At 59.8% G+C, this 19982-nt stretch carries 19 protein-coding genes and 2 pseudogenes; 8 read left to right on the top strand and 13 right to left on the bottom strand.

Annotated features, from left to right (window positions below):
- Positions 1-19: 19 nt before the first annotated feature.
- From AC0L3N_RS30435 to AC0L3N_RS30425, 3 genes are all read right to left on the bottom strand, one after another.
- Positions 20-406: a hypothetical protein gene (locus AC0L3N_RS30435; RefSeq protein WP_473551253.1), complete on the bottom strand. Its 387-nt coding sequence runs from the start codon at positions 404-406 to the stop codon at positions 20-22.
- A 1820-nt stretch (positions 407-2226) separates the two neighbouring features.
- Entirely contained in the window at positions 2227-3090 is an 864-nt protein-coding gene (locus AC0L3N_RS30430; protein ID WP_473551252.1) for a nucleotidyl transferase AbiEii/AbiGii toxin family protein, read from the bottom strand.
- A complete protein-coding gene (locus tag AC0L3N_RS30425) occupies positions 3081-4190 on the bottom strand; it encodes a type IV toxin-antitoxin system AbiEi family antitoxin (protein ID WP_473551250.1) in 1110 nt (369 codons plus the stop codon). The genes AC0L3N_RS30430 and AC0L3N_RS30425 overlap by 10 nt, the downstream gene beginning before the upstream one ends.
- Positions 4191-4528: 338 nt before the next feature.
- Between AC0L3N_RS30425 and AC0L3N_RS30420 the strand changes: the two genes are divergently transcribed.
- Positions 4529-5743, top strand: coding sequence for a hypothetical protein (locus AC0L3N_RS30420; RefSeq protein ID WP_473551249.1), 1215 nt, complete (start codon positions 4529-4531; stop codon positions 5741-5743).
- A 42-nt stretch (positions 5744-5785) separates the two neighbouring features.
- On the opposite strand, the gene AC0L3N_RS30415 is transcribed toward AC0L3N_RS30420, so the two are convergent.
- Together AC0L3N_RS30415 and AC0L3N_RS30410 are read right to left on the bottom strand one after the other, a co-directional pair.
- Positions 5786-6217 carry a hypothetical protein gene (locus tag AC0L3N_RS30415; RefSeq protein WP_473551247.1) on the bottom strand — a complete coding sequence of 144 codons (432 nt, stop codon included), beginning with the start codon at positions 6215-6217 and terminating at the stop codon, positions 5786-5788.
- Entirely contained in the window at positions 6147-6398 is a 252-nt protein-coding gene (locus AC0L3N_RS30410) for a hypothetical protein (RefSeq protein WP_473551259.1), read from the bottom strand. Before AC0L3N_RS30410 ends, AC0L3N_RS30415 begins: the two co-directional genes overlap by 71 nt.
- 125 nt (positions 6399-6523) lie before the next feature.
- On the opposite strand from AC0L3N_RS30410, the gene AC0L3N_RS30405 reads away from it, so the two are divergent.
- Both AC0L3N_RS30405 and AC0L3N_RS30400 read left to right on the top strand, forming a co-directional pair.
- A complete protein-coding gene (locus AC0L3N_RS30405) occupies positions 6524-6664 on the top strand; it encodes a hypothetical protein (RefSeq protein ID WP_473551245.1) in 141 nt (46 codons plus the stop codon).
- Between the two features lie 13 nt (positions 6665-6677).
- Positions 6678-6863 carry a hypothetical protein gene (locus AC0L3N_RS30400; RefSeq protein WP_473551244.1) on the top strand — a complete coding sequence of 62 codons (186 nt, stop codon included), beginning with the start codon at positions 6678-6680 and terminating at the stop codon, positions 6861-6863.
- Positions 6864-7074: 211 nt separating this feature from the next.
- On the opposite strand, the gene AC0L3N_RS30395 is transcribed toward AC0L3N_RS30400, so the two are convergent.
- The 3 genes from AC0L3N_RS30395 to AC0L3N_RS30385 form a co-directional block, all read right to left on the bottom strand.
- On the bottom strand, positions 7075-7410 hold the full coding sequence (locus tag AC0L3N_RS30395; RefSeq protein WP_473551243.1) for a helix-turn-helix domain-containing protein: 336 nt from the start codon (positions 7408-7410) through the stop codon (positions 7075-7077).
- A 225-nt stretch (positions 7411-7635) separates the two neighbouring features.
- Positions 7636-7725, bottom strand: coding sequence for a hypothetical protein (locus AC0L3N_RS30390; protein WP_473551241.1), 90 nt, complete (start codon positions 7723-7725; stop codon positions 7636-7638).
- Between the two features lie 231 nt (positions 7726-7956).
- The gene (locus AC0L3N_RS30385; protein WP_473551240.1) at positions 7957-8865 is read right to left on the bottom strand and encodes a BRCT domain-containing protein; all 909 of its coding nucleotides are present in this window, start codon (positions 8863-8865) and stop codon (positions 7957-7959) included.
- Positions 8866-9479: 614 nt separating this feature from the next.
- Between AC0L3N_RS30385 and AC0L3N_RS30380 the strand changes: the two genes are divergently transcribed.
- Positions 9480-9911, top strand: a complete 432-nt coding sequence (locus tag AC0L3N_RS30380) for a hypothetical protein (protein WP_473551239.1) — start codon at positions 9480-9482, stop codon at positions 9909-9911.
- Between the two features lie 242 nt (positions 9912-10153).
- Here the strand turns inward: AC0L3N_RS30380 and AC0L3N_RS30375 are convergent, their stop codons facing one another.
- Complete coding sequence (locus tag AC0L3N_RS30375) at positions 10154-10462, bottom strand: helix-turn-helix domain-containing protein (protein ID WP_473551237.1); 309 nt, start codon at positions 10460-10462, stop codon at positions 10154-10156.
- Between the two features lie 375 nt (positions 10463-10837).
- Here AC0L3N_RS30375 and AC0L3N_RS30370 point away from each other — a divergent pair.
- A pseudogene (locus tag AC0L3N_RS30370) lies at positions 10838-11292 on the top strand (type II toxin-antitoxin system VapC family toxin); the annotation flags it as partial.
- A gap of 362 nt (positions 11293-11654) precedes the next feature.
- On the opposite strand, the gene AC0L3N_RS30365 reads toward AC0L3N_RS30370, so the two are convergent.
- The gene (locus AC0L3N_RS30365) at positions 11655-11957 is read right to left on the bottom strand and encodes a DUF6791 domain-containing protein (RefSeq protein ID WP_473551236.1); all 303 of its coding nucleotides are present in this window, start codon (positions 11955-11957) and stop codon (positions 11655-11657) included.
- Positions 11958-12345: 388 nt separating this feature from the next.
- Here AC0L3N_RS30365 and AC0L3N_RS30360 point away from each other — a divergent pair, with 388 nt between their 5' ends.
- A complete protein-coding gene (locus tag AC0L3N_RS30360) occupies positions 12346-12942 on the top strand; it encodes a DUF6088 family protein (RefSeq protein ID WP_473551234.1) in 597 nt (198 codons plus the stop codon).
- A gap of 84 nt (positions 12943-13026) precedes the next feature.
- On the opposite strand, the gene AC0L3N_RS30355 is transcribed toward AC0L3N_RS30360, so the two are convergent.
- A complete protein-coding gene (locus AC0L3N_RS30355) occupies positions 13027-13545 on the bottom strand; it encodes a (2Fe-2S)-binding protein (RefSeq protein ID WP_473551258.1) in 519 nt (172 codons plus the stop codon).
- Between the two features lie 23 nt (positions 13546-13568).
- On the bottom strand, positions 13569-16397 hold the full coding sequence (locus tag AC0L3N_RS30350; protein ID WP_473551233.1) for a xanthine dehydrogenase family protein molybdopterin-binding subunit: 2829 nt from the start codon (positions 16395-16397) through the stop codon (positions 13569-13571).
- A 1218-nt stretch (positions 16398-17615) separates the two neighbouring features.
- Here AC0L3N_RS30350 and AC0L3N_RS30345 point away from each other — a divergent pair.
- Positions 17616-17939: a hypothetical protein gene (locus AC0L3N_RS30345; RefSeq protein WP_473551231.1), complete on the top strand. Its 324-nt coding sequence runs from the start codon at positions 17616-17618 to the stop codon at positions 17937-17939.
- Positions 17940-18674: 735 nt separating this feature from the next.
- On the opposite strand, the pseudogene AC0L3N_RS30340 reads toward AC0L3N_RS30345, so the two are convergent.
- Positions 18675-18824 (bottom strand): annotated as a pseudogene (locus AC0L3N_RS30340) (SMC-Scp complex subunit ScpB); the annotation flags it as partial.
- A gap of 314 nt (positions 18825-19138) precedes the next feature.
- Between AC0L3N_RS30340 and AC0L3N_RS30335 the strand changes: the two are divergent.
- Positions 19139-19909, top strand: a complete 771-nt coding sequence (locus AC0L3N_RS30335; RefSeq protein ID WP_473551230.1) for a hypothetical protein — start codon at positions 19139-19141, stop codon at positions 19907-19909.
- Positions 19910-19982 lie beyond the last annotated feature (73 nt).

The following is a 19982-nucleotide window of genomic DNA, read 5'->3' as shown; positions in this document are numbered from 1 at the left end:
GAAGCCTCTTTGAATCACGCTAACCTGCGACAGACCACAAATTACACGCCGTCGTTAACCTGAACTCGTTGCCCTGCCGATATGGGTTGGACGGTGCCTCATAGTCGAGCCAATCGTCCGGTTCCTGCTCACCATGCTCAAGCCCGTAGTCGAAGCCTTCGACGAGCTCGTGCCTGCCAACATCCGTGTTGTGATAGTTTTCGATGCCGACGGGATACTCCCAAAGCCCCCAGGTCAGTTCGCCAAGCTCCGGATGGTCGACCACCGCCTCATAGTGGATTTCAGGTCCCATCTGGCGCTCATCGCCGCCAACGGCGTCCCAATCCAAATCTTCCGCTTCGATTTCAAAGATTTCCCCACTCGACGCGTGACGGATACGGGCAATTCCCTTGCAGTAAACTTCCATGTGCCCACCCACTGACTCGCTTTCGCCAGCTTAAACAATCGACGAACCGGATGGCACAGAAAATCGAAAGGCACTTCGTTCTGCGTCACCAGCAGTTATTGTTCGAACATGCATGCTTGCGAGTTTGTCTGGCTCGCGGAAAACAGTCTTGAGGGGCCTGTATTGTTGACGCGCCCCCGCCAATCGATGTGAAGCTGGCGCTCTGCAGCAGCAGGGCGTCCGCGACGGGGAGTGGTGATGCGCAAAATCCCGCAGTGGGAATTTGATTTCTATGCGCTAGCGCTACCGCGCGGGCACGCCTGTGGCGAGGAGCCACCGGTCGCGGCATGGGGCTCAAATGACGGAAATGGATGGGGCATTGTCACGCACAACCCCGAGAGCGATTCATTCCGCGTCATCGTCATGCGACGGCGAGTGGAGTCCGTTTGGATGGTCACAACGCGCGCCGGTGGATTCGCCACAATAGACGCGGCAGCCACGGCCCTTGAGCCCGAGCTTGCCGACGGGTTGGCGCTTGAGCCATTGCCGCCCGGCGTCCCTATGCGAGCGCCACTTTTCGATCTCGCCGGCCGCGAGCCAAGCGAGGTGTTTCGGATGTTGGGGATGGAAACCCATCAACCGGCGGCCTGGGCGTTGAACCAGCTGTATCTTGCGCTGCCGAGACCCGACCGCAATTGGGTGAGCGATTGCCAGACAACCAACTTCCATACCCGGCTATGGGAAGCGCAGCTTCTCGCGTCGTTTCGCGAGCAGGGTCTGCTTGTCGAGCAGCCCTTTGAATCGCCGGATTTCCGCATTGAGAACCGGCTTGGCGGTGAAGCATGGGTGGAGGCAGTTACGGCCAATCCTGCCGTGCCGTACAATCACGTCAACGCCCCCTTTGCGGACGTGCCGACCAATCGCGAGGAAGTCTTCTTCGGCGCGGCGGCGTTGCGCTTCGCCAAAACCATCGGCAACAAACTTGCACGGCGGTACGACCAGCTTGCACATGTCAACGGCAAGCCGTTCATCCTGGCCGTTGCCGACTTCCAGGCATCCGGCTCGATGATGTGGAGCCGCGAAGGCTTGATCGGCTACCTGCTTGGATCGGGAGCGACGGTCGCGGAGGTCGACAGCCGGCCGCAGGCTGTGCCAATGCCGGCCGAACATTTGCTGGGGCCTGCGCGATTTCCCGCCGGATTGTTCGCCAACGATGAGCATGCCGAGCTATCCGCTGTGGTTTTCACGAATGCCTGCTCGATGGCCAAACTCAATCGCGTGGCCATCTCTGGCGGTGGCGCGCCTGCCGGTCATCGCTACACCCGCATCGGCAATTTCTTCGACCGAACACCCGGCGCATTGAAGGGTATTCCGTTTTGCCTCGACATCACGAGTGCTGACTATCGCGGGCTCTGGCCGCATGGCTACGAGCCATGGACGGCGGAGATGGAAGTCTTCCACAACCCCTTTGCGCGCCACCCGGTCTCCGTCGATCTCCTGCCCGAGGCGACCCATTGGTTCAGACAGGGCGGTGAATGGATCTGCAGTTCTGTCTACGAAGCTTCGATCCTGTGGTCGCAGACCCTGATTACCAGCTCCGATAAGCCGTCGCCGTCGCTGGATGATTTCCTCAGCAATGCCGCCCGCGGCTCGAGAATGGATAGCCGAGGCATGATCCACGAGAGCCGCCGCTTAAAGATTTCCGGTCACGAGACGTTGTCGATCCCTGTGACCCCATCCGCAAGATCAGATGAAGGCATGCGACTTTCGATAAGCAGGCGTTCCCGTTACGACAGGAACCGTCGATTATGGGAGCACGGCAGCGGATCGGAAGGCCACACCTATTCAGCCAGCCCCAGCGCCGCCATCCAGGCATGTACCTGTCCGAAGGCATCTGTTTGCCACTGCGCTGGCGTGCGATCACCGATATGCGGCGTTCCTTCCACAAACTGGCGCACCCACACCGGTCCTATCATATCCTCTTTCGCGAACTTCTCCGCGATCTCCAGATAGCCCTCGCGCGCATCCTTGATGTCGAGCAGTGGGCGACAGACCTCAGCGAGCGCCTCGGGACCGCCTTCGTAATTGCGGATGCAGTAATAAACGTCGTAGGCATCCTTGCGCTTCTGGCGCCGCATCAGTGCGTGGCCTTTCATCGCCAGCAGCGCCGGGATGGAGGCAACGGCAATCTTCACCCGGTTATGTCCGCCGCCCGGCATCGTGCCTTCAATCGCCGTCAGTTGGTGAAAGCGCACGGCCAGTTCGGCACCGGACGCGCGTTGCACCGCAAATTCCGATAGGAGAGGGGGAATGTTCTTCTCGATCTCAGTGTCACGCGGCATCAGGAAGTCGACGATCACGTCGACGGGTGGCCCGCCGTCGGCCACTTCAATCGTGCGAACAAGCTGGAACCGTCGGTGCTCCGCGCTCTGCGAGTAGCCATTGCCTATGAGGGCCTCGACCAGCCGAACATATTCGCCATCGCCAAGCGCCTCCGCATCCAACGTCAGATCAATGTCGATCGTGCCCACATGCTGCATGTCGTCGGCCTCCAGAAGCAGCCACGGCACGGCTCCACCGACAACAGCGAACTTGCCCTCGAAGCTGCCAAGGATCTGTCCGATCTCCATAAGCGCGGATTTGACCGCAGCGCTGACGCGGTCGGTATAGTCGGCGGCGGATTGTGGATCGGGCGCTAATGCCATTTGAGCAACTTTTCTCTTAGATGTTCGGCGGCCTCACGCCCACGGTCGTCGAGATGCGAGAGGTCAAGATAGGTAAGGATCGGGGACGAGACTGGCGGTCCGCCGGGAACCTCGACGCGCTCCTTCAGGATGGCTGGATCATCCGGTTCTATCACTTCGACATTGGCGCCGCTCTTCGATGGCTTCAACTTGAGCGCCTCGATCAGTTCCGGCATGACCGCCGTGTCGGCATAGAGCGTCGTCAAGTTGCCGCGCATGTAAGGCGCAAGCCAGTGTGCTGCTGAAAGACCGCCAAGCATGGCATGTCCCTTCGTCTCGCGCCGGCTCAACGTTTCGCGAAGCGCTTCGTCCAACTGACGCCCGTGAAGGATAGTGTACCAGGACGAACGCTTGCCTCGAACCGGCTCGTAGGAATCGCGCCAGGCATCCAGCATCGCGTCCGGCGCGGTCAGGTGAAGGCCTTCGTCATCCACCGTCGCCCATTCCCTGTCGCGCAGCGCCGACCGCACATTGCTGGCATGGCCGAGGCTGACATCCGCTGCTTCGGCGAGGTCGGCCACCTTCCAGGGCCTTTCGGGATCGCGCAAAAGCGTACGCAAGACCTGCCCCGCCTTCGGTGAGAAGACGGCGCGAAAGTTTCGCGCCGCCGGCTTCGGTTTGTCGGCTGTCTCCCGCTCGATAAAGACGTTGTCGAAAGCGATCCGGCAATTGCCGGCAAGGTCGAGCCAGCCCATGCTCGCATTCGCGCAGATGTTGCGCGACTCGGGAGAGAGCCATGACGCGGCGACCAGAGGAACGACGACGTCGGAATGCGCCAGAGTCTGATACCGCGCCATATAGGCATAAAGCTGATCGATCGCGCCTCGGACCTGCCGCGGGTATCCCGGCTCTTTCACCTCGCACATCAGCGTGATGACGCGATCCGCCATTTTGACACGGGCAAGAACGTCAGCGCCGGCCATCGGCATATTGGGGCTGGTTCGCAGGTCCCATTCCTGGTCGATGGACTGGATTTTGAGCGAGGGAATCTGTTCCAGCTGCTGACGCAATGCGTCAGCGACTTGGCTTTCGATCTCTTTCACTCGTTCATAGGTTTTCATTAGGAAATGAAATAGCCTATTTCGGTGAAATTGGCAACTGATTTCACCAGAATTTGCTATTTCACTTGACAGTGAAACATGGGTTCTCAGTGAAATCCGTGACGCTTCGAGCCAGTCGGACCTGCTCGGCATTCAGCGTTCCAGGCGCGTGATGCACTTTCCCGGCACGGGCATCAACGACAACCTTGCCGATAAGGCCAGGAAGCTCGGCATCCCGGTCTGGAAATTCGGCGGCGCGTAAGCACCACCATCGCAGGCGGCAATTGTGTTCGCGATGAACAACCGTCAAATTCGAGCGCAGTAACTAAGAACCGCGTCGCGCAAATTTGAGAAATCACGTGCTTACCATCACCCATCCGGAATTACTTGGCGGTCTTGTGAACTTTCCCGGTGGGCTGTTCCCAATACGCATTCCAGGCGAGAGCGCTTTGCGCTTGATCATCAAATGCCCAAAGGAGTGGATTCTCGCCGCCAAGCTTAATCGCGGCTTTCGCATCTATGTTGCGCCGTTGATGGCCAACAGCCGGAAATCATGCGGAATGGTATCTGCATTCTTCGATGATGCCGATGAGCCGCTCACTCTATGGACAGCGCTCTTTGATGATGAATTCACGGCCGAGATTCAGGAGCTTTTTGCCCCGGATAAACTGAGCGTGCACATGTTCGATGAGCATAATCGAGAACTGCTTGGATACAGCGCGACGAACGATGAGGCCGCACGATTTAAAGCAGGCATGAGCGCGATGGCCTTTGCTCCGTTCTCGGTCGAGCTAGCTCGCGATATCCATGACCAACTGTCCGAGTGGTTCGGGCTCCGAACCGCCAAAGACGATGACGAGGCCTATTCGATCTGCTTCGGCGAACCGCTGTTCCCCGATGACATGTACATCCAAGACGTTCGGCCGGACGTGAACGCATATCACGGCGCAAAGACGCCGATGCACACGATGCTAGAACGCGAGGATGCCGGGCACTTCAATGAGCTTGATATCGTCCATGCGATGCAACGCATCTTCCAGAACGACGATATCTACCTGAACCCGATTCGCCACGACGACGGGAAAGAATTCCTGGACGTCTTGCTGATCACGCCGAACACGGTCTTCCTCGTTCAGGCCAAGGACAGCCCTAATACGGAGAAGGTCTTGCTTCGTTCGATCGGCCGAAAGAAGTCTACGGTCGTCGGACATCTCAAAAAAGCTGTCGACCAGATGCGTGGTTCAATCGGCTACGCCCGATCATGCGTCCCACTAAAATTTAGAACGGGCAAGAGCTATCACGAGATCGACTTGGGTGATCGTGATCTCGTTGGCTTGATTGTTGTCAAGGAGCTGTTCAATTCCGAATATTCAGTCTACAGCCCCCCTGTCCTCGGCTTATTCAATGAGACAGCCGTTCCGTGCTTCGTGTTGGATTATCCCGAGCTGCATGCCTACACTCTTCACCTCGCTGATGAAGCGGCCTTTATTAGCGCGCTCAATCAGGTGTTCACGGTTGCCATCGAGCGCGGGGAGTTTCCGAGGCTTCGGTTCGGTCTCAACCCGTCTGGCTGACGGGCCGAGGCTCCCGTTACATTTATGTCGCTAGAGCCTGGATCAATCTTTGGTCGTGTCGCCAATCGGAATCGGCTCAACCACTGATATATTTTGCACGGCAGGCAGCCCTTCCAGATATGGAGCGTCCAGCGTCACATGCTCCTTTATCACCTGGATGCGATCAGCAAGGTTGCCCGCCAGGCCGACAATTGTGTCGGCGTGCAGTTCGACGAGCTCAACTGCCCTGCCGAACAATTGGCGATCTAACTCATCAAGCTCGGATTGCGTCGTCGCTTCGTCGCTGACGTCGGTCCCGGCCCGCGTGATATTTCTCAGGATCTGGATCAGCTCGCGGGCTTTCGCATGATCCTGCTCTGCGCCTTGGCTAGGATTGCGGATGATTTCAATCGCCATCTCGACGTCAACGGCGCGCGTCGGCGCGCCGCCGCCTGGAAGTGTTTCTGCGGCGCTGCCGGCGTAAAGCACGATCACGCATGCGCGTCCGTCTTCCCCTGAGCGCCGTGTTGAGCAAGGGCATCGACGATCTCCGGATAGCTGCCGCGCTCGCCGTCCTTGCGCCCATCATCGCCTTCGCCGACAGGAACGGGATGCGGGTCGCACCGTCACGATCGAAGCGTCGCGACAACATGACCGGCTCGCCGGCGACCTCGATCAGCTCGTGTTGAGGCGTGGCAATACCTGCCTGGCCGGCTAGTCTAGCCGCAGCGCGATCTCTTCCCAGGTCTCCATACTGTAGTCGTCGGTCTCCTTCGGGAATTTCGCTATGGAGAGGTGACCATGTTGGTCGATGACCGACGCCTTCGGTCGGGCACCGCCAAGGGAGGAGCCTGGGGCAAAGATGAGCTGCAGGTCTTCATCCGTTTCCTCGTGCCGGAGAATCCGTTCGGTGATCTGGAGCAACCGGCCAAGGTCGATTAGGGCAGGAACGCCCGTGCAAATCGACGTTTGGAAAACTCTTGATGACCCAGCGGAAGCGGAGCGCGCCAGGCCGCGTCCCATCGGCGACGCCGAGCAGGTAGTCGCTTTCTACAAGCGTGCGAACCGCGCGGCCTTCTCGGTCGGCGAGGCGGCGTTCGGCGCGCTGCAAGAGGTGCCGGCCCCAAGTATCCGGCGCTGAGTCGCCGATGGAGCCGAAAGTCGCAAGACCGGCAGGACGGGCGAAGCTAAGCGGGTCAGAGCAAGAGCCGGCCTCCAGCGAGAAGCGGTCCGGATCCTCAAGCCATGCACCGTCATACTCGAAGAGGATGGTCTCGGTGCCCCGGACGCGATTGATCCTCGCCAGTCCGATCGGGCGTGTGCGGCCGTCCAAATCGATATGGGCCTCGAAGTCAGCCATCGCTGGACGAGCCGGTTGGCCGCTTGAGGTGGACATGCTTGGGCAGGTCGGCGCTGGCGAGCGCCTGACCGACGCTGTCGTTGCTGATATCGGCTACCGGGCTCAGGCCGTCGAGGAGACCGAGCGCCTGCAGGACGCCGGCATAAATGCCGACGCTGACGTTGGTGTCCCCGGCCTCGACCCTTTGCAGCGTCGAGCGAGACGTGAAGGCGCGCTCGGCGACGACCGCCATAGGCAGCCGTCGGCGTCGACGGGCATCATGGATGTCCGCCCCAAGCTTGCGCAGCGCGCGCCGCACCGCAGCAGGAGGGTTGTGTGGAGTGGGCATTCTGTCACCTTCGTGCTACAGATTCACCCATTATGTAGCACGAAGATTACAAATCTAGCCCTTGAGGACCCCATCTCAATGGAGAACGAAGGTTCTATCTTACCGCCGTCGTGACGGCATCGACCGGGACCCCCGGACGTCGGCGATCGCGGCGACCGTGGTTATCACGTCATCGAAGCTCGCTCGGACCGTCGACCTGAGCGAAAGGGCCGTCTGTCTCCGTCACTATCCGATCGATGGGCAAGTGCAGGCGAGAGAACGGCCGCGATCCGAACGGGTCATCTCGGCATTGACGGAGAAATAGCAGCCGAGCATCGCCGCACGTCGAGCCTCGCTTTTGCTTCCGGTGAACCAGTGAAGTACGACGGTGCTGCGATCCTGTGGGAGATATTGTTCGTGCAGGTGCCGCCGCTACCCGCCTTGAAGAACGACCCGTATCAGGATTCACTAAGGCTCAGGTGTTCAGGCTCCGCGCTTCCGACGCGACCAGGCTCTGAAGCCGCACCTCCAAGACAATAGGTTTTCCCCTTTGCCGGATGGAGGCGGTCAGAAACCCAACGCTTTGGCCAGCATCGGTTCAAGAACCAGATGCGGCCGACCTCCCTTTTCGCGAAGCTCCATTGCCCTGATGATCTTTGTGCCTTCGTGGCTGTGCTTCCAGTCCCGAGACGCTTCGGCCGCGACGATGAGGTAGTCGGTCTGGCCGCAGACGATGTCCTTCCAATCACCGCCGCGTTCGCAAATCATCGCAGCGATTACCTTTCGCGGGCCGATGGCGAATTTTCCCGTGAGGACGAACATCCGGCTCGGAATCATGAACTGGCTTGCATCCTCCAAGGCGCCGTCAATGACACCCACATTGCCGAAGGTAGGCAGCCCCGTGTCTGTCGCGCTGTCGCCGACAAGACGGGCAATCCACCCGCATATGTCTTCTGCCTCGTCGGCGGTTATGCGACCGTCAGCAAAAGACCTTCTGGCAGTTTCTCCGAGAGATGCCACGCGGCTGTCTCTGCGCAGGACCACACTCGAGTCCAACCTGGACAGCAGTTTTTCGACCTCTGCTGGCGTGATGGAGTTGTCGCAGGCGATACCGGCACAGAACCCGTAGAACTCGTTGACTTCGTCCTTGTCGTCAGCGGCGACAAACTCCCGTGAGCGTATGCCGATTATTGTTTCAAGGACGGCGTAGATCTCTTCGGGCGCGTTACCCCAAATATCCAGATCGCGGATGAGCTCGGCAGCATCATCGTCGTGAAGAAGGGACAGGAACTGCTCAGCTTCGACCCTGAGTGGCGGCATCTCCGCCCGCTCGACCCGCTCGCTGGCCATCACGCCCTTCAAGAACCCGAGCCAGTACCCCAACGCCTTGCGGTGATTTGCCTGCGCATGGACTCTACCGAGCGCGGCCCTTTCGTGTTCGAGTTTACCGCTCCTTCCGCGGAACACTTCAACCATTGTCGCCCCCCCTCGACTCTACTTTTCGATTGTAGCAGACATCACAACACTCATCTATCCGCCGACTAGACAACGCGTGCCGAAACCGGAAGGCTAAATCCCCTTAGCTCCTTGCTTTCGAAATGGTAGGGCCAGGTTGCCACCCCAGGAACGGCGTTTCGCCCGAGCGGCCGACCAAAGAAGACGCTCTGGACTCACCAAGGATCAGGCCGCCTGAACCCGGTCCGCCTCCGACGCGCTCTGTCCCTCGCGCAGCCGTGCTCGTCCTCAAGGGAACGCTCTGCTCAAGCCCTTGCGGAGTGCGCGCGCCTGCGCTTGACGGGACGCGCGACGGCGGCTCCGGAGATCAGGCTTGGTTCCAGACCGCTTCGTGCGGGAAGCTAAAGCTCGGAGACCGCCTTTCGCCCACTGTGCCGACACTGTTCTGTCCCTGGCGCTGCCGTGCTTGTCACCTTTGATTGCATCTGCCGAATTCTCGCGTATCCTGCGGCTGCGCATGTGAGCACAAGGTGGCGCCTGGCGCTTCGACGAGCCACCCCAGCAAGAACCAGCGTCGGCATGGCGACCGAAAATGCTGAGGCAAGAGACCGCCACTCCAGAAGGAAACGTTCGTCATGGATTCCCATGCCGTTATTGCGTCCCTGCCAGTCGCCGGGGCCGACCGTACTGTGCTTATCGAGGCCGCCAACGCCGCGTTCGAAAGGGTCGTTGAGCGGATTGAGCCGGCCAACGAGAAGCTGACTCGCACCCTTTGGGACGCCGAGTCCTATATCGATAATGAAATCACGGCAGACATGTTGCCAATTTCACGGGACGAGGCTGCGTACCTCGTCGACGTGTTCCTGGTGCATCATGTCATCGGATTAGCTGTCGCAGCGACGAGGAGGCCGCTGAACCCCGGCCGTGAACCTCCCCGGAGGCAGCTGGATACCTGCTGCAACCTCGCGGGCAGCGCGATCAATGCAGTGACCTTTGCCGCCAGCTCTTCAAGGGTGGCGGTGAGGCGGTTTATCTGCGAGGCGGTGGCGGCCAGTTCCGGGCCGTAGCGGTGACGAGATATTCCGGTTCTGGGTAAGGGACTGGAGATGCTTGGCCGTCTTCGCGCGAAGGCGCAGGCCCGCCTCCAGGGCGTGCTCCGTGCGTCTCGACAGGTCGTGCTGCAGTTTTGCGGATCTGATTGGGATTATGCCACACGGTGGAGCAAAGCGCGGTCGGGTAGAGTTCATTGGCATGCCGAGTAGCCGCGCGATGGAGCGGCCGTTCCGACGGCCCTCTCCCCAGACTTAGACTACCAGGCAGACGGCGCCGCCACTTCGTCCTCCATGTCGAGCGATTTTTCGACTGCCTCCGGATTCCGGGCGATGGTCCAAAGCAGAGTATTCGCCGCTGCATCCGGATCCGAGCGACCTTGCTCCCAGTTTCGAAGCGTTGCCAGATCGAGGCCATACCTCACGGAGAACGCCTCCTGGGACAGCTTGGTGCTATCCCGAACTTCGCGAACGCTTATCGGCCGCGGCGCATGAACCTTCGCGATCACTCCTGCGGACGAGAGTTCGTCCTTCAGTGCCCGCAGGTCGTCGACGCGAGGAACAGTCACGAACGCCTGCCCTGATCGACCATCTCCGTGAGGACCGCATGGGCCGTCCTCAGCGGCAGCTGTCTCCTGACGAGAACCCGAGCAGCCTCAGGAGTATTCGCGCCGTGTAGAAAGCTGAGGCTCAGCCGGACGGGAGAGCCTGACGACACCTGGACGCCGGGTTCGCACCCGTTGTCCGAACCGCTCCATGAACTTCGATGTAGTCGACATTAAGCTTCTCCGCGATCACTCGACCGAGCTTGCGCAATTTGGACCAACCCCATTGGACCTGGGCATCGCCCCCAATATTGAGGTCACGGACAACAAGATGGTTGCTGCCCATCTCCACGTCCCCTAATAGCTGAAGCACGCCATCGGGCGTGACGACATCAAAAGGCGGGGCAAGAACTGCTGCTGGACACCTGCGTCTACATCGACGGTTTGCAAGGCCGGGCGCCTGAAGCAGTTGCCGACCTCCTCGATGTCAGGCAGGTCAACCATTCCACCGTAGCGATCCAGGAGCTGATGCACACTATAGGCGTTCTTGACCCGAAACATTCGGGCACGGGCAAAGCTATCAAGCAGATCGGGACCATGATCAAGGAGATGCCGCCCCATCGGGTTTTTGCACCGGATCCCGATGTCTTGGGCCGAGCCGCCCTTCTCTCAGGAATGCTGTGTCGGCTCCAAGGCTACAAGCATGATCCAGGCTTCGGGCGCTTCAGGACTGCGTGCTGTTCCTGCATGCGCAGAAATTAGGATTTACCGTTTTAACGGGCAACATCGACGATTTCGATTATTTGCTGCAGCTGATTCCGACGGGTCGGGTTTTGATGTATCGGCCAATCTGAATAGCCGCCTTCCGCGATTCTAGATTATAACGATGTCGCAATCTGGTGGTCTTTGCTTCCTAAAGTCGGTGCCGATGTGCACGCGGCTCGAAGCCATATTGATATAGTGGAATGCATCGTCGTCTTCGGTGTTGTTGGCGTGCCGGATACGTCTGGAGGCGGTCACTTCCGGTCTGATCTTCTGGGCCTCGCCGATGAACCATCCGAGCTATGCGCTCTTATATTCGTAGTCGCGATAATCGGCCTTTGCGGAAAACGTGAAGACTAGCTAGCTTGAGTCCAGCGCCGAGGTCCTGCGCCGGGCTCCCGTTCTCAATGCTGCGGATTTTCTCGCCGTTCGCATGACAGGGGTGTTCCCCTTCTCATGTGGCAACATGGTCGCTGGGCTTCCGGGTGACCTGCAGCCCATCAACGATCTGATCCTCGATGCCCGACACCAGCACTCCGTCCACCAAACGCGAAGCGGTGACGTATGGGATATCCTTGATCAGGAAGTAGCCATTGCGGACCTCGAGATTGAAGCCATCGTTCCGCAGGGCGAGCAGGTCTTTGCCACGAGCGATTAGCTGGTGTGACATCGAACCCATATCCTTCTTCACCTGAAGCGCCTCGCCCTCGATAAGGGTGCCGGTCGGCTTGCCGGAATGGCCTTTGCTGTACTGCACCGAATAGCGCTGTCCTTCAGGAAGCGGCGGTGCCTCGATCCACTGCAGACGTCACCATCCCCCGTAATGAATGCCCACAACCAGATTCTGTGTGGCCGCAGCTCTTATCCTAATGATTGTCCCAACCTAATACCTGTCGTGCAGGAATTTCAAATCCTGCTCCTATTTGCCGGATGGCCTTGTCGAAGCGGATTCGTCCTGCCGCCTGAAGTTCCGGGCGAAGGCGGCAATGACTCGGCCATCTTCCGCAGTCGCCTGACCCTAATTTGGGTGGGATATAGCATCCAGACTTGGCCATAGCCTATCTTGGACTGTTTCTTTCTAATCAATATGATAAGAGCCAATTCGGTCAGAAACTCGAATCTTCTCTCTGACAGGAGCTAATGCCATGGAAGCGGTCACGCGAGCGGTTCAAATGCGTACGAAAAGAGCCAAGGAAGGTGCTTTGCTCACTTCGAAGGAATTCGTTGGCTCTGGAAACCGTGCGGCAGCCGATCAAGCTCTCAGCAGACTTGCGAAAAAGGGCGAACTGGCGCGCGTCTACAGGGGAATTTACACGCCCTCCAGGAAGACGCCGTATGGATATGTGCTGCCGGAAGCGCAAGCCGTCGTGAAGTCGTACGCTTCGTTGTCAGGTGAGAGGGTCGTCAATTCCGGTGCTACGGCGGCGAACCAGCTCGGCCTGACGACACAAGTTCCGGTTCAAAAAGTCTTTCTCACGACCGGAAAGTCGAAGAACCTGAAACTTGGCCGCTGCACAATACGCCTCAAGCACGCGCCCGCTTGGATCACGAGCCTGCCAAAGAATAGGTCGGGCGAAGCCATCCGGGCAATCGCGCACCTTGGCCGATCTAACGGTGTCCACTACGCGAAATTGCTCAAGAACAGACTGACCCCCGAGGAATGGACTCGTGTAGTCGCCCTCAAGGCGAAAGTGCCCGCTTGGGTCCATGCGGCGATCTCGAAAGCAGAAAATGAGCGGTGAACGGAAACAGACCGCCCGTATTGGCTGCACGTCGACCTGATGCGTGCCGCGGGCCAAATAGCCAGAACGCCTGATCGCCCGACCTCAGCCCTGTACCAAGCCGGGCGTGCTCAGGATCACGTGACGGACCGCCTCATAATAACGGACATAACCGGTGCAACGACAAATGTGCGGCGCAAGCGCCTGCTCGATCGTGCGTTCGACATCCGCCCTGCGGACCGGCTTCCCTTTGAGACGCTCAACCAGCACGGTTGCACCGGTGACAAAGCCCGGCGTGCAATAGCCGCACTGGAACGAAAAACGTTCGACGAAGGCCTGCTGAATCGCGGAGAGCCGGACGACATCGCCATTCACGTCGCGCTCGGCATGCGCTTCGATGGTGCGGACGGACTTGCCGTCGAAGAAGTGCGCTCCGGTGATGCAGCTCCGGATCTCGCGGGAACTTCCTTCCGGACCATCGAGAATGATCGCGCAGGCGTGGCAGATGCCTTGGCCGCAGCCAAGCCGCGAGCCCGTAAGGTTGAGATATTCGTGCAGGAAGTCGATCATCATCAGATTGTCGGGTACGTCGACCGGACCGACCTTGCGATTGTTGAGGGTCATCGAAAGTGGTCGCGTGGCGACGGTCACGGCAGAGCCTCCAAAATCCTCTCTGGCGTGATCGGCGTCTGATAAAAACGCTTGCCGATGGCATGGTTGACGGCATTGACGATCGCCGGAACGATCGCGATCATCACAACCTCGGCCATTCCCTTTGGTGGGTCGATTTCGGACAGCGGCGCCAACACCTCCGATGTCTGTGTCCAGACCGCGACATCCCTGGCATTCGGCAGGCGATACCGGTTCCAGTTCCACGTCCCGTCGCCGGGACCGTCCTCATAGAGCGGCAATTCCTCGAGCAAGGCGTGGCCGACGCCCATAGCCAGGCCGCCTTGGAGCTGACCCGAGACGAGTTCCGGCACGATTTGAGTGCCGCATTCGAGGATGGAATGATGCGAAAGGAGCTTCACGTCGCCTGAGGCGGTGTCCACTGCGACCTCGGCGATCGTGGCCATGCCCGTGTAACAGGTGCCGGCGGCGTTCTGGCGCCGTACCGGCGGATAGAAGACCTGGCGCCGATCGAGAAAATGGAAGCCGCCGCAAGTCATCAGCGCCTTCAAACCAGCTGGCGCGCTTTGACCATAGCAGACCGAAAGCGCGTCGACCGGCAAGCCGACGGCGCCGACGTTCGGCACATCGAATACCGCCTCGGCCCATTGCCAGCGGTTGAAAACATGGACGCTGACCCCCGTGACCAAGCCGAGCCTGTGCGCCGCCGCCGCGAGTTGTTCCAGTGCGAGCGGCTCCATCCCTCCAGCCGTCAATTTGCCATCTGCGATTCGCACGTTCGCCATATCGATAGCGAGCGGCCCCGCCCGCCCGCCGCCCGGGCCACTCGACCAGAGCGCGAGCGCAGCCGGCCAGAGCGACAGGCGCAGCAGCGCGCGCGCCGCCATCCGCGTGGCGTGGCCGACGAAATAGGCGCTGTTTGAGGCGCTCATCGGTGAAATAAACGAGGGCGTCCAGCGCGGATTGCGTGCCAGTGCGTCCTCCCTGTCCTGCGGCGTCGTATAGGGCTCCTCGGTCGAGACGAGAGGCATCTCGGGCCAGTCGACGATCCCGAAGGCGCAGTCGTGCGGCACCCGGCCGATGATGTCGGCGACCATCACCGCCTGCGAGGTGGTCAGGCCCGTGCCGATATCATTGCCGTTCTGGCGCATGGTGAGCCGGCCGGACGGATCGAGCGACAGCGTGGTCACCGCTGCCTCGGCTCCGGTGCCGTAATCCTTCTGCACCTGCGCGAAACCGATGCCATAGCGCTTACCCGGATTGGCTGTATCGAACGCCGCTTTGTTCGCAGCGCGATCCCTCCACAACGGATGGGCACGGGCCCGCTCCAGGATCTCCTCGGTTCTTAGCGCCTCGCCGGCAATGGCGCCCTGCGAGTTCTTCATGCTGGTCTTGAACGCGTTCTTGAGGCGAAGCTCGATCGGATCGATGCCGAGCAGTTCGGCCGCCTCATCGACCATCATCTCGGTCGCGGCCATGGTCTGCAGCGTTCCGTACCCGCGCGTCGAGCCAGCATCGACAGCGCGCGAAGCGCGGACCTCGACCGAGAAATCGCTCTTCGGCAGATAATAGATGCTTTGCGCCGCGCTGGCCCCGACATTGCCAACATCGGGCGAGAAATTGCGCCGTCCTCCGGCATCCGTGCGATGGTTGCCTTTCATGATGCGGAAGGCGTGCGTGGAGCGATCCACGACAAGCGTATTCTCCATCCAGAAGGCATGGCGCTTCAACCCCATCTGGAATTGCTCGAGGCGGTCGTTGGCAAGACGCACCGGGCGCCCGTCGCCATAGAGGCCTGCCAGGATGGCGTAGTAGGGAAAGATGGAATGATCCTTGGTACCGTATCCGACCGTGTAACCAATCGAAAGGTCGAGCGCCTTCACCGCGAACCGCGATTTCGACAGCATTTCCAGCGTCGAGGTCGCCACCTCATAAGGCGATTGCGTCGCGATGAGTGCGTGCAGGGTCGAACTGCCCGGCTCGAACCAGGCATTGCCATTGTCGGCTTCGATCGCGCAGGCGTCGGTCGACTGCGAGAAATAGCTTCGCTTCAGGACCAACGCATCGTCGCCGGTTGCCGTGATCTCACGCTCGATCTCGCCCGCCGCCCACAGGGCGCGGGCCGCCGCATCGCCGCTCTGATCCGGCTTCGGCCAGACGACCTGATCGCCGTCGAAACTGCCGTAGATGGTGGTGTCTTCGAGCGAATCGGTTTCATCCGATGTCGCGCCGCCGATGCGCACGAATCGGCTGGCGCTGTAATGGGGTGGCGTGTCGTAGCCGCCGACCGCGCCCCAGCGCACGATGCCCTTGGCGAAACGGACCAGCCGCTTGGCCGCGTCGAACCGCGCGAAATCCTTGTAGATCAAGAGCGCGACCGGCTGACCGAGCAGGCGCGGAATGCGTCCCTTCGGCACCAGGAACATGTCGCCATAGAAGCCGGGAGCCGTCGTTTCCGGCGGCGCAAGACCATCGCGCACAAGGTCTTCGCCGACTATCAATCGGTCGGGCTTGAGACCTTTGCCCAGCAGTGAGAGGTCCAGCCCGTCCAACGGGGCGTCGGCCCGGGTGCCGCGGATCAGGAAGGCGTGGCTCTGTTGCTGCGGCCAGCCCGTTATGTCCCGGGCGCGAAAATCGCGGGTGAAGGTCTTGTCCCCCGTGACCTTGGCCACGGCGTCGATCCTGAAACGCGGCCGACCGTCCGGTCCGATCCAGTTTGGCGAATGGCCGGGCGAATTGGCAATGGGCGCAGCCGATGCGGGCCGGCCCAGAAAACGGATCTTGACCGCGATCCCCGCGCCAGCCGCCGCTGCGATGAACTGGCGCCGCGAAACCCTGCCGCTCATGCGGTCTCCCCGAAAGGCCGAGAGCCCGACCCTACACCCGGCTGGCTCGCCTCACCTGTATACTGCCGACTCGGGGCCGTTCCGCCATTCCGGCATCGCTGACAAACGGAACGGCCTTGCCCGGTCATGAAAATCGCCGGGCCTTTTGCATCAGTCCGCAATATTGAAGCGAATGACTTCTGCTTCGGATCCGAATGTCTGGATAGACATGTCCTCTGTTGTGAGCCCTTCCGAAGGATATGGTCGAACTCGATGCGGTCGGGCGACGCCGCCTAGCTTGCGGTGGTGTGTCGCCCGGCGCCCCACGGAATCAACATTGCGAGTTTTTCCCTTCCTGCATTCGGCCACCGTGGTCTGGCGGCTATTTTCACAGCCAAGAGTGGCCGCCACCTGCAGAGCTCCCGCCAAACCCAGCAGCGCGGCGCGGTTTCCGAAACGTCCAGTCACGTTTGCAATGCGCGTGTTGGAATCGGTGAATCTGCGACACATCACCGCCGCGGTTTGGCCACGGAGTTGCCGCAATATCCCACGACATAGCCGGCGTTGCCTGAGACGGTTCGGTCCGGCACCGCCTCAACCAAGCCCCCCGCTCTAGGGTCAGTGCCGGATCGAACCACTCTCTTCCGAGCCCCGAAATGCGCTGAGCAGAAGCAAGCTGATCCGCTTCATTAGTCGATGCGGGGTCTCCCAAATTGCACAGGGCGGCAAAGACCTGCACAGCAACAATGGTTGAGGCGCGCCTCGCTTCAGGCGAGAGGCAACTCTGGCCGGCTCTACGATGCCTTGTTGTGAGAGGCTCCTTCAAAGCAGCAAACTGATGATAGCAGCTAAGCAGGCTTGCATACCCCGTCGCAGCTCTCGATGCTCCCATCATAGTTAGTGTCCTCAACCGTGCCTGATGATCCAACGATCAACGTCGATGTTGCAGTGATCGTGGTAGATCTCGGTCACTGTGCCTTGGGTCTGCCTGTAGATCGGGCTCCCCGTTCCCATAGGTCGTGGTCGAATTAAATGTTGGAACCGTGTAAAGCCGGGTCTCAGGCTTTCCCACGTGAAAACACGCTGACCGTCTATGTTGCTCTCCGCATCGGGTTCGCCCAGGATGTGAAATGCCGCTTTGTAGGATCGACCTCTAACGATATTAGGCCTGCGTCCATCTGTTCCAACGTCTGGCAGCCAGACAAAGTCGACAGCGCGACCGACGCAATGAGGCCTGTCATGTTCATTCCTGGGATTCCTCTCTCGGTCTATTGCAGTTCCGTGCAACGTTTGACGATCATCTGCTGCACCAAGCGTGCCAAAAGAGAAAAGCTTTCAACTACACAGTTGTGGGCCGCCCATGTCAGTCGGACCTCTGACATTGTTGCAAAGTCGACACTGTCGTCCTGGCTGGCCATAGGGCTTGAGATCTTCGGTCGCGACCAAGCAAGCCAGAGCCGACTCGGCGACGAGGCGCGGGGGGCATCGGCAAAAACGTCACAAGTGACCGGGCACATGCTCGTTGGACATTGCGGTCGGATCTACTCGAGAAATCTGGCCTGACAGTTAGCGTAGATCGTTTGCCTTGGCATCGCGCAGAAATGTGGGTGGCGAGAGTGTCTAATGCCGATCGCGACGGTAAGCTGAAGCGTATTTGAGCCTTGATAGGGCGTTCAATTCAGGCTGCGCCCAAGAACAGGCATGGTGTCGGCCAGGATGGCTGCATTCCGGCAGTAATGCCAATCGCTTCTGACAAGCAGAGCGCGTCGGCGCCACGTGCACCCCTCATTTATCGAACTTTTTGGACTCGATCGTGTGGGACCATGCACAATCGGCCCCCAGACTGGAGCGTGAACAAACTGACCGTCTTTGGGGAAATGAAATTTTCTGTGATTCCTGCACCGTCGAGGGCGATGGAAGGCGAGGGATGTTGCTGCCAAAGCAAATGATGTCGACTGTGAGCCTGCATCATTGCGGTTGGGGGCGCAAAGCTGGGCGGCAATTGCAGCCGGTCATGTTGCCGCAGTGGCGCTGAATATGCCGTCCGTCCGAGGTTGGCTGCGCCAGGCGACTCTCGTTGAGAATACCCCGGCACAAAGGCATCGAAGATGTCGCGATTGCCCAGCCGGCGGTTGGCTCGCCAGCGGCTGGGCGCTGACGACTGCGGTACTCATAGGTCGACAGGCGGCCGCGCCGAGGACGGGGCGGCATTGCGCGATGCCGTGCCGCCCGCCGGCGCGATTTTTCCCCATCGGACCTTTGCTCCTCGCCTGGCGCCGGTTGGGTCGGGAGATTGCCACCGACCTGCAGCAGGAATGCCTTGGTGGTGGCATGGTACAGCGATGCTATTAGCGCGGCGCTGTGCAAATTGCCGATCAGGTCGCGACTGATTTCCTTGCCAAGGAAGGAGGACAGCTCGGCGCGGGTGATCGGCTGGAAGTAGGCGATGGTCGTCATCGAAACGCTCGAGCATGCAGGGCTGCTCTCAAAGGAGAAGCTGCTGCGGGCGACATCATGCAGGGTTTCTTTGGCTTAGATGGGCTCTCGGCGTGACCCAGAGAGCTGGGAGAAGCCTCTGCGAGACTACAAGTGTAACACCATATTGGTTTAGCAGATCAAGCTTCGGTGGTAACCTCATGAGGTAGAGAAACGACTTTGGAGGCCGAGGAATGGATCGCGATAATAAACCGGCACGCGCAGATGCAAGTTCATCCCAAGGCGTGGGGAAACGCAGTACCCTCCGTGACGTTCCAGAGGGACCATTGAGCGATGTTGCAGAACGGCTAGTAACCGCTAACCCGCGCGACACAGCGCGAAATCTTGGGGGCTTCAAAGCCCTCGGGACGCACGAGCGAACAGCCGTTCGGGGCACTCAACCCGGGCCAGAAACTGACCTCGCGACATTTGAACGGCGGGCCAATCAGCTCGGACGATCAGCCATCGATCTGGCCGAGAAATTGACAGTCGGATTGGGGTACAGCACGGATCCCGTAGCATTGGAGCAAGTCAGAGCGGCCAGTAATATAGGCCAATTTATACCGCCAGGGCTGCAAGATGCTATTGTTAACCGCATTGGCAACATGGAGCCACCGGAGCAAGCTCTCGGAGCTCTTTACGCTTCACAAAACTTCGGTAAGTTTAATGACGCAAATAAATCCCGCATTTTTGAGCAGGCCGTTGGATTGGCTGCTGATCCGGATGGCAACGTCAGGTTGACAGCATGCAATGCTATTTTCACCGCGTATCACGAGTTAAACGCAAATCAACAGGCCCAAGCCCACTCAGTTCCCGGCATGCAACACATCTTGCCGCACATGCCTCCGCCGCAGCATGCAGCAGAGGAACGGACTGCGAATCTGGACGGCCACATAGCAGGTATTGAGGCTGCAGTCCGCGATACAGTAGGCGCGCAAACCTCCTATGAACAGCTGCAGCGGGGTGCTCAAGTCGGGCGGTCCATAAGCCGCTCCTACAATCACGCCCGAGAGGACCTAATGGAGGCCACCAGAAGCAGAGATCGCTCGGGCCGTTGAGGTCTCGGCCATGGTACAGTGACGCTTTCTCTCCCGAATTCCGTTCACGGCCTTGCCGTTTCCAATTCGCTGG

The sequence above is a fragment of the Mesorhizobium sp. WSM4807 genome, from assembly GCF_055811615.1.
This window is presented reverse-complemented; position numbering and strand designations above follow the sequence as displayed.